General features: G+C 64.8%; 9 protein-coding genes and 1 pseudogene. 6 read left to right on the top strand and 4 right to left on the bottom strand.

Annotated elements, in window-relative coordinates:
- Together AKL29_RS25275 and AKL29_RS25280 are read right to left on the bottom strand one after the other, a co-directional pair.
- Nucleotides 1–875: pseudogene (locus AKL29_RS25275) on the bottom strand (allantoate amidohydrolase); the annotation flags it as partial.
- A gap of 125 nt (nt 876–1,000) precedes the next feature.
- Complete coding sequence (locus AKL29_RS25280) at nt 1,001–1,918, bottom strand: LysR family transcriptional regulator (protein ID WP_028331790.1); 918 nt, start codon at nt 1,916–1,918, stop codon at nt 1,001–1,003.
- Between the two features lie 120 nt (nt 1,919–2,038).
- Between AKL29_RS25280 and AKL29_RS25285 the strand changes: the two genes are divergently transcribed.
- The 6 genes from AKL29_RS25285 (at nt 2,039) to AKL29_RS25310 (ending at nt 7,681) form a co-directional block, all read left to right on the top strand.
- The gene (locus AKL29_RS25285) at nt 2,039–2,857 is read left to right on the top strand and encodes a putative hydro-lyase (protein WP_028331789.1); all 819 of its coding nucleotides are present in this window, start codon (nt 2,039–2,041) and stop codon (nt 2,855–2,857) included.
- 87 nt (nt 2,858–2,944) lie between these two features.
- Nucleotides 2,945–4,192: an ABC transporter substrate-binding protein gene (locus AKL29_RS25290; RefSeq protein WP_050386034.1), complete on the top strand. Its 1,248-nt coding sequence runs from the start codon at nt 2,945–2,947 to the stop codon at nt 4,190–4,192.
- Nucleotides 4,193–4,394: 202 nt separating this feature from the next.
- Nucleotides 4,395–5,273 (top strand): branched-chain amino acid ABC transporter permease, encoded by an 879-nt coding sequence (locus tag AKL29_RS25295; RefSeq protein WP_026192487.1) that lies wholly within the window; start codon nt 4,395–4,397, stop codon nt 5,271–5,273.
- Complete coding sequence (locus tag AKL29_RS25300; RefSeq protein WP_050386035.1) at nt 5,273–6,250, top strand: branched-chain amino acid ABC transporter permease; 978 nt, start codon at nt 5,273–5,275, stop codon at nt 6,248–6,250. Before AKL29_RS25295 ends, AKL29_RS25300 begins: the two co-directional genes overlap by 1 nt.
- Nucleotides 6,247–6,993: an ABC transporter ATP-binding protein gene (locus tag AKL29_RS25305; protein ID WP_028331786.1), complete on the top strand. Its 747-nt coding sequence runs from the start codon at nt 6,247–6,249 to the stop codon at nt 6,991–6,993. The genes AKL29_RS25300 and AKL29_RS25305 overlap by 4 nt, the downstream gene beginning before the upstream one ends.
- Entirely contained in the window at nt 6,977–7,681 is a 705-nt protein-coding gene (locus AKL29_RS25310; RefSeq protein WP_018270525.1) for an ABC transporter ATP-binding protein, read from the top strand. The genes AKL29_RS25305 and AKL29_RS25310 overlap by 17 nt, the downstream gene beginning before the upstream one ends.
- A gap of 120 nt (nt 7,682–7,801) precedes the next feature.
- Here the strand turns inward: AKL29_RS25310 and AKL29_RS25315 are convergent, their stop codons facing one another.
- Together AKL29_RS25315 and otnC are read right to left on the bottom strand one after the other, a co-directional pair.
- Complete coding sequence (locus AKL29_RS25315; RefSeq protein ID WP_050386036.1) at nt 7,802–8,077, bottom strand: hypothetical protein; 276 nt, start codon at nt 8,075–8,077, stop codon at nt 7,802–7,804.
- Nucleotides 8,078–8,110: 33 nt separating this feature from the next.
- Nucleotides 8,111–8,767, bottom strand: a complete 657-nt coding sequence (otnC, locus tag AKL29_RS25320) for a 3-oxo-tetronate 4-phosphate decarboxylase (protein ID WP_050386037.1) — start codon at nt 8,765–8,767, stop codon at nt 8,111–8,113.
- Nucleotides 8,768–8,952 lie beyond the last annotated feature (185 nt).

Here is an 8,952-nt window from a genome sequence, read left to right on the forward strand (position 1 = left end):
CGGCAATCCACGGTGAAGGCGATCTCGCCGGGGATGACGTTGCGCGAGGGCGCGGCGATCACCGCCTCGCCGATGGTACCGACTGCCTTCGGGCCGTGCTTCTTCGCGATGCTTTCCATCGCCAGCACGATCTCGGACAGCGTCGCCAGCGCATCGCGGCGCAGCGGCATCGGGGTCGAGCCGGCGTGGCTCTCGAAGCCGGTGATCTTGCCGTCGTACCACAACACGCCCTGGCCGGAATCGACCACGCCGATGGTCTTGCTCTCGGCCTCCAGGATCGGGCCCTGCTCGATATGCAGCTCGACGAAGCTGGTGAACTTCTGGAGGCCGACCGGGGCGTCGCCGCGATAACCAATCGTGTCCAGCGCCTGCGCCACCGTGACGCCCTCGGCGTCCTTGCGCGACAGGATGTCGTCGGTGGTGAAGTCGCCGACATAGGCGGCCGAGGCCATCATCGCCGGCGCAAAGCGCGAGCCTTCCTCATTGGTCCAGTTGCAGATGCAGATCGGCAGCTCGGTCTCGATCCCGGCATCGTTGAGCGTGCGCACCATTTCGAGCGCCGCCAGCGTGCCGAGCACGCCGTCATATTTGCCGCCGGTCGGCTGGGTGTCGAGATGCGAGCCGACGCCGATCGGCGGCTTCGACATGTCCCGTCCTTTCCTCAACCCGAACATCGAGCCGAGTGCGTCGACCTGCACCTCGAGGCCGGCCTCCTCGCACGCCTTGCGGAACCAGTCGCGCACCTGCTTGTCTTCGGCGCTCAGCGTCAGCCGCCGCACACCGCCCTTGGGCGTTGCACCGAACTGCGCGGTTTCGTGGATGGTGCCCCAGAGGCGGGCGGAATCGATCTGCAGGTTGGTGGCGGCTCGGCTCATGTCGTCAGTCCATTTTTATTTTCGTCATTCCGGGGCGATGCGTCAGCATCGAACCCGGAATCTCGAGATTCCGGGTCTGGTCCTTCGGACCATCCCGGAATGACGTTCGATTATCCGGCAATCGTTCAATGACGCGCCACTCCCGCGCCGTCAACCGCCACGCTCGCCTGTGCGATCTGCCGGGCGAGATTGGCGACACGCTCGATGGCGACCGCATCGGGCGAGGCGAGCCAGCTCGCGGTGAAGGTGAGGGGCGGCAGCTTGAGGTCGGTGTCGAGCAGCAACAAGCGCCCGTCGGCAAGCTCGTTCTCGACGATCGCCGCGGGGATGACCGCGATGCCAAGCCCTTCATTGGCCATGTGGATCACGGTCGCGAGCGAGGTCGAGGCGTGCAGCCGGATCGGCGGCAGGTCGGGGGCGTTGAACAATGCGCGCACGGTCTCGTAGGGCTGGGTCTTGCGCGGAAAGGTGATGATCGGAAACCGGGCCAAGTCCTGCCGCGCCACGGGGCCGTCGCCGAGGCCGAGCGCCGGGCTCGCCAGGAAACCGATCGGGTAGTCGCACAGCACATGGTTGTGCGCGCCGGACGCCGAGACCGGCCCAAGCACGAAGGCGAGCTCGATCTCCTGCGCCAGCAGCCGCGCGGTCAGATTGGGCGTGATGTCGACCTCGATCTCCAGCGACAGGTTCGGGTAGACCTCATTGACGCTCTTGACGAGGCGCGGCAGCCAGGTGTGCACGATGGTCTCCGCGACACCGAGCCGCAGCGCGCCGCGCATCGCCGAGCGGTCGCCGACCTCGGCCATCATCTCCGATCGCAGGCCGATCAGCTTCTCGGCATAGATCATCATCAGCCGTCCACTCGGGGTCGGCGAGGCCACCCGGTGGTCGCGGTTGAGCAACTTGACGCCCATTTCGCGCTCGAGCTGGGCAATGCGCTGGGAGATCGCCGGCTGGGTGGTGTTGAGCCGCTGGGCGGCGCCGCGGAAGCTGCCGAGCTTGACGACCCAAAGGAATGTCTCGATCGAGCGGAAGTCCGTCATTGGAAGCATTTTCCCGATCGATAAACCTGTTTTATCGATTTTGATTAGAAAGGACGATTAGACATTATATCACGCTTGGTGTTGGTTTGTCCTTGTCGAGATTATGGGCAGGAGAATCCCATGACTGTTTTTGCGGCAGTGCAGCGATCTCAGGGGGAGCCAGTGCTGGCGAGCGTCGAAGCGCGCCGCGCCTGCCGTGACGGCGTGGCCTCGGCCACCACAGCCGGTCTCGCCAACGGTTTCGTCCAGGGCAATCTCGCGATCCTGCCGGAAAAACTCGCCGGCGCCTTCCACCGCTTCTGCCAGCTCAATCCGAAGCCATGCCCGATCATCGGCATGTCCGACGTCGGCGATCCTCGCATTCCCTCGCTTGGCCTCGACCTCGACATCCGCACCGACGTGCCGCGCTACCGGGTCTGGCGCGACGGCGAGGTGGCGGACGAGCCGACCGACATCACCAAATACTGGCGCGACGATCTCGTCACCTTCGTGCTCGGCTGCTCCTACTCGTTCGAGGAGGCGCTGCTGGATGAGGGCCTGCCGATCCGTCACATCGAACGCAATCTGCGTGTGCCAATGTACCGCACCAGTATCGCGTGCAGCCCGTCGGGGCCGTTCGCGGGACCCATGGTGGTGTCGATGCGCCCGTTCAAGCCGGCGGATGCGATCCGCGCGGTGCAGATCACCTCGCGCTTCCCGTCCGTGCATGGCGCGCCGGTCCACCTCGGCCATCCGCATGCAATCGGCATCAAGGATATCGCCAAGCCGGATTACGGCGATGCGGTACCGGTCGCCGATGACGAGATCCCGGTGTTCTGGGCCTGTGGCGTGACGCCGCAATCGGTGATCGCAAGTGCGAAGCTGCCGTTCGCGATCACGCATTCGCCGGGCCTGATGCTGGTGACCGATCTCAGGAACAAGCAGCTCGCTGTGCTCTGAATAGGCAATTCGTGCAATTCATTGAGGCTTTACTGCGCGCTACAAGCGTCACATCGATAATAACAAGCTGACCAAGGGGAAATTTCGATGACGATCTCTCGGCGTAACGTGTTGCTGGGTGCCACTGCCGCCGCGGCGCTCGGTCCGATGGCCGCGCGCGCGCAGACCAGTGAAGTGGCAATCGGCGTGATCTATCCGCTGTCGGGCGCCAGCGCGCAGATCGGCGTCGACGCGCAGCGCGCGTTCGAAACCGCGGCCGACATCATCAACAAGAACTATGACTTCGCACTGCCGCTCGCCAAGGGCGAGGGCCTGTCCGGCCTCGGCGGCGCCAAGGTCAAGCTCGTGTTCGCCGACCACCAGGCCGATCCGCAGAAGGGCCGCGCCGAAGCCGAGCGCCTGATCACGCAGGAGAAGGTCTGCGCCGTGATCGGCACCTATCAGAGCGCGGTCGCCGTCACCGTCAGCCAGATCTGCGAGCGTTACGGCGTTCCGTTCCTCTCGGCCGACAATTCCTCGCCGAGCCTGCATCGCCGCGGCCTGAAATACTATTTCCGCGCCTCGCCGCATGACGAGATGTTCTCGACCGCGATGTTCGACTTCTTCGATGCGATGAAGAAGAAGAGCCAGAAGATCGAAACGCTGGCGCTGTTCCACGAGGACACCATCTTCGGCACCGATTCGGCGAACGCGCAGACCAAGCTCGCCGGCGAGCGCGGCTACAAGATCGTGGCCGACATCAAGTACCGCGCCAACTCGCCGTCGCTGACCGCCGAGGTGCAGCAGCTCAAGGCGGCGAATGCCGACGTGCTGATGCCGTCGAGCTACACCACCGACGCGATCCTCCTGGTCAAGACCATGGCCGAACTCGGCTACAAGCCGAAGAACATCATGGCGCAGGACGCCGGCTTCTCCGAGAAGGCGACCTATGACGCGGTCGGCGACAAGCTCGAGGGCGTGATCTCGCGCGGCAGCTTCTCGCTCGACCTGGCGCAGAAGCGTCCGATGGTCGGTCTGATCAACGAGATGTACCGCGCCAAGTCCGGCAAGGACTTCAACGACTATTCGTCGCGCCAGTTCATGGGCCTGATCGTGATGGCGGACGCCATCAACCGCGCCAAGTCGACCGACGGCGAGAAGATCCGCGAGGCGCTGGTCGCCACCGACATGCCGGGCGATCAGACCATCATGCCGTGGCGGCGCGTCAAGTTCGACGAGATGGGTCAGAACAACTTCGCCGACCCGGTGCTGTTGCAGTACTCCGCGAAGAACTTCGTGACGATCTTCCCGGAACAGGCCGCGGTCTCCGAGGCGATCTGGCCGATGAACAGCTGATCGGTCTCTCAGTTTCCCTACGTCGTCCCGGGCGAGCGAAGCGCGACCCGGGACCCCCGCGCGAGTGCTTGCACTCGTCGCGTAACCCAGGCAGGCGTTTTGCGATGATTGGTTGTTGTCTCTCCTCCCGGTGCATTTGTGGTTATGGGTCCTGGCCTTCGCCAGGACGACGCTTGAATGATGCGTTGACCGGGGCGCAGCGGTGACAGCCGAGACCATTATCCAGAGTTTGGCGAGCGGCCTGTTGATGGGGCTGCTCTACGGACTGATCGCCGCAGGCCTCGCATTGATCTTCGGATTGATGGACGTCGTGAATTTCGCGCACGGCGAGTTCCTGATGATCGCGATGTACGCGACCTTCTTCCTGTTCGCGTTCTTCGCGATCGATCCCTTGCTATCGGCGCCGCTGGTCGCCGCGGCGCTGTTCGTGTTCGGCGCGGTGGTCTATCTGTTGATCGTTCGCTTCGCGATGCGCGCCAAGGCCAATGCCGGCATGGTGCAGATCTTCTCGACCTTCGGCCTGGCGATCGTGATGCGGGGGCTTGCCCAGTTCTTCTTTACGCCCGACTACCGCAGCGTCACCAACTCCTGGGTCGGCGGCAAGACGGTGTCGATCGCCGGCATCTATCTGCCGGAGCCGCAGCTGATCGGCGCGATGCTGTCGATCGCGGCCTTCGTCGCGCTGTACTTCTTCATCAATCGCACCGACTTCGGCCGCGCGCTCGAGGCGACGCGCGAGGACGCCGGCGCGGTGGCGCTGGTCGGCATCGACAAGAACCGGGTGTTCGCGCTCGGCTGGGGCCTTGGTGCTGCGCTGGTTGGCCTCGCCGGCGCCATCATGGCGATCTTTTTCTACGTCTATCCCGACGTTGGCGCGTCGTTCGCCCTGATTGCCTACGTCACCGTGGCGCTCGGCGGCTTCGGCAGCGTGTTCGGCGCCTTTGCCGGCGGCATCATCGTCGGCCTGGTGGAGGCGACCACCGCGCTGATCCTGCCGCCGTCGCTGAAATCGGTCGGCATCTATGCCGTTTACCTGCTGGTCGTCTTCATCCGCCCGCGTGGCCTGTTCGGATCGATGTGATGGACACCGAGTTCGCTCAACGCCGCAGGCGTGACCTGATCGTGGCTGCCTGCCTCGCGGCGATCGCCGCGCTGGTGCCGCTGTTCGTCAAGGACGTCTACGTCCAGAACATCATGGTGCTGACGCTGATGTATGCGGCGCTGTCGCAGAGCTGGAACATCCTGTCCGGCTATTGCGGGCAGATCTCGCTCGGCCATGCGCTGTATTTCGGGCTCGGCGCCTATACCACCGCGCTGCTGTTCACCAAGTTCGGCGTGCTGCCGTGGTTCGGCATGCTGGCAGGCGGGGCGATCTCCGCACTGATCGCGATGGCGCTCGGCTATCCCTGCTTCCGCCTGCGCGGGCATTACTTCGTGATCGCGACCATCGTGATCGCCGAGATCGCGCTGCTGTTGATCCAGAACTGGGATTGGGCCGGCGCCGCGCTCGGCATCGACATCCCGGTGCGCGGCGACAGCTGGCTGAAATTCCAGTTCACGCGCTCGAAGCTGCCTTACTTCTACTTTGCGCTGGCGCTGGCCTGCATCGCCTGGTTCGTCACCTGGTGGCTGGAGGATTCCAAATGGGGCTATTGGTGGCGCGCGGTGAAGGACAATCCCGATGCGGCCGAAAGCCTCGGCGTGGTGGTGTTCAATTCCAAGATGGGCGCGGCGGCGGTCTCGGCCTTCCTCGTTGCGGTCGGCGGCAGCTTCTACGCCCAGTTCGTCTCCTATATCGATCCTGAGAGCGTGATGGGCTTCCAGTTCTCGCTGCTGATGGCGCTGCCCGCGGTGCTTGGCGGCATCGGCACCTTGTGGGGCCCGGTACTGGGCGCTGTCATCCTGATCCCGCTCACCGAGCTGACGCGCTCGTTCATCGGCGGCTCCGGGCGCGGCGTCGACCTCATCGTCTACGGCACGCTGATCGTCGTGATCTCGCTGGCGCTGCCGCGCGGCCTGGTCAGCGTGTTCTCCCTGCGCAAGGGAGCTGCACGATGACGGCGCTTCCGGAAACCCCGCTCTTGGAAACTCGCGGTGTCTGGCAGCGCTTCGGCGGCCTGGTCGCCAACAGCGACGTCTCGATTTCGGTCGGGCGCGGCGAGATCGTCGGCCTGATCGGCCCCAACGGCGCCGGCAAGTCGACGCTGTTCAACCTGATCGCGGGCGTGCTGCCGCCGACCCAGGGCTCGATCATCTTCGACGGCGAGGACGTGACCAAGCTGCCGGCAGCGGAACGCTGCCAGCGCGGCGTCGGGCGCACCTTCCAGGTCGTCAAGAGTTTTGAGACCATGACCGTGATCGACAACGTCATCGTCGGCGCACTGATCCGCAACACCAAGATGCGCATTGCGCGGCAGAAGGCCTATGAGGTGCTGGAGTTCTGCGGCCTTGCCGCGCGCGCCGACAAGCTTGCAGCCGACCTCGTCCCGTCAGAGAAGCGCCGGCTCGAAGTGGCCCGCGCGCTCGCCACCGAGCCGAAGCTGCTGCTGCTCGACGAAGTCCTCACCGGACTGACGCCGGTCGAGGCACAGACCGGCGTCGAGCTGGTGCGCAAGGTCCGCGCCGCCGGCATCACCGTGCTGATGGTCGAGCATGTGATGGAAATCGTGATGCCGCTGGTCGACCGCGCCATCGTGCTCAATCTCGGCAAGGTACTGGTCGAGGGCAAGCCGACCGAGGTCGTCCGCAATCCGGAAGTCATTTCTGCCTATCTCGGGGATCGTCATGCTGTCGGTGCGTGAAGTCACCACCGCCTATCAGGGCCTGGTCGCGATCTCCTCGGTGTCGATCGACGTCACCAAGGGCGAGATCGTCTGTGTCGCCGGCGCCAACGGTGCGGGCAAGTCGACGCTGTTGAAATCGATCGCCGGCGCCGAGCGGCCGCGCGCTGGGACCGTCACCTTCGACGGCAAGCGGATCGACGGCCAGCCGCAGCACGTCATCACGTCAAGCGGCATCGCTTACGTGCCGGAGAACCGCCGGCTGTTTCCGCGGCTCTCGGTGCGCGACAATCTGCGGCTCGGTAGCTATCTCTACCGCAGCCAGTCCGACCGCGACGCGCCGCTCGATCTGGTGTTCAAGTTGTTCCCGCGACTTGGCGAACGGCTCGACCAGCGTGCCGAGACCTTGTCCGGCGGCGAGCAGCAGATGCTCGCGATCGGCCGCGCGCTGATGACGCGGCCGCGGCTCCTGATGCTCGACGAGCCGTCGCAGGGCATCATGCCGAAACTGGTCGACGAGATCTTCCAGGCCGTGAAGCGCATCCGCGACGCCGGCATGACGGTCCTGATCGTCGAGCAGCGCATGGCCGAGTGCCTCGAGATCGCCGACCGCGCCTACATCCTGCAGACCGGCCGCGTGCTGATGCAGGGCACCGCCGCCGAGATCAGCGGCAATCCGGATGTGCGCAAGGCGTATCTGGGGCTTTGATTTCACCGTCATTGCGAGCGCAGCGAAGCAATCCATCTCCCCCACGCGAGGAAAGATGGATTGTTTCGTCGCTTCGCTCCTCGCAATGACGCGGAGGATAGTGCTCCGCACTCCCGCAGCCTACTTGCCCTCGTCGATCTTCTCGACCTTGGCGGCGAGGTCCGGCACGCGGCTGACCCGATAGGTCGCGTTGCTGCAGGTCAGCGTCCAGGCCTCGTTGTCGGGCTTCGAGAGCTTGTCGTCCCGCTCGGCCTTGAGCGGCTTGTCGCAGGCATAGCCTTGCGCGCGCAGCTGGGTTGCCAGCATGCCTTGCAAGGTCTCTTCGGTCCGTCCGTCCGACGCCGCAAGGCCGACGGCAAACGGTGCCGCTAACGCCAAGCCCGTGAACCTCATCATGACTGTCCTTCGCATATCGATCCTCCGCTTGATCTAGTGAGGGTGATCCGGCAGCACGAGCCCGAACGTCCTGGTCAAATCAGCCACCTGGTCGGGCGACAAATAGCGCGGGTTCAGCCCGCGCAGCAGCAGATAGAGCTTTGCGGTTTCTTCCAGCTCCTCGGTCGCGAACACCGCCGCTTCCAGCGTATCGCCCGACACGACGGGCCCATGATTGGCGAGCAGCACCGATGAATATTTCCCGGCCAGCCCCCGGATCGCGTCGGCAACGGCCGGATCGCCGGGGCGATAATACGGCACCAGCGCGGTCTGGCCGCACTTCATGACGTAATAGGCGGTCATCGGCGGCAGCGCGGCGCGCGGGTCGATCTCGGGCAGCATCGACAGCGCGACCGAATGGGTCGAGTGCAGGTGCACCACGGCGCCGGCGGAGGCGCGCGTCTGGTAGAGCGCGGCGTGCAGCGGCACTTCCTTGGTCGGGGCATCACCGGAGACGGGCCGGCCGTTGCCGTCGAGCCGTGACATTTTCGCCGGATCGAGGAAGCCGAGCGAGGCGTTGGTCGGCGTCACCAGCCAGCCGCCGTCCGCGAGCCGGACGCTGATATTGCCCGAGGAGCCCGGCGTCAGGCCGCGCTCGAACAGCGAGCGGCCGAAGCGGCAGATGTCCTCACGAAGCTTTGTTTCGCTCATCCGGTTTCGCTCTTCCGGTTTAGCTCTTGGCGCCATCTTTGGCGCTATCCATTTTCCGCTTTGTCTCATGCTTTGGCAGCGCGGCCAAGCCGTGATAGGCAAGCAGCAACGAGCATGAACCGGGCCCGGAAGGCCGCGCTGGCGCAAAGTGACAGCCGGTTTTCCGAAAAGGTCATGCTCAAACA

Source organism: Bradyrhizobium pachyrhizi (genome assembly GCF_001189245.1).
In the GTDB taxonomy this organism is placed as follows: Bacteria; Pseudomonadota; Alphaproteobacteria; order Rhizobiales; family Xanthobacteraceae; genus Bradyrhizobium; species Bradyrhizobium pachyrhizi.

Coding starts and splice junctions, on each gene's coding strand:
- AKL29_RS25280 (WP_028331790.1), bottom strand. CDS start 1,918: ATGACGGACTTCCGCTCGATCGAGACATTCCTTTGGGTCGTCAAGCTC.
- AKL29_RS25285 (WP_028331789.1), top strand. CDS start 2,039: ATGACTGTTTTTGCGGCAGTGCAGCGATCTCAGGGGGAGCCAGTGCTG.
- AKL29_RS25290 (WP_050386034.1), top strand. CDS start 2,945: ATGACGATCTCTCGGCGTAACGTGTTGCTGGGTGCCACTGCCGCCGCG.
- AKL29_RS25300 (WP_050386035.1), top strand. CDS start 5,273: ATGGACACCGAGTTCGCTCAACGCCGCAGGCGTGACCTGATCGTGGCT.
- AKL29_RS25305 (WP_028331786.1), top strand. CDS start 6,247: ATGACGGCGCTTCCGGAAACCCCGCTCTTGGAAACTCGCGGTGTCTGG.
- AKL29_RS25310 (WP_018270525.1), top strand. CDS start 6,977: ATGCTGTCGGTGCGTGAAGTCACCACCGCCTATCAGGGCCTGGTCGCG.
- AKL29_RS25315 (WP_050386036.1), bottom strand. CDS start 8,077: ATGATGAGGTTCACGGGCTTGGCGTTAGCGGCACCGTTTGCCGTCGGC.
- otnC (WP_050386037.1), bottom strand. CDS start 8,767: ATGAGCGAAACAAAGCTTCGTGAGGACATCTGCCGCTTCGGCCGCTCG.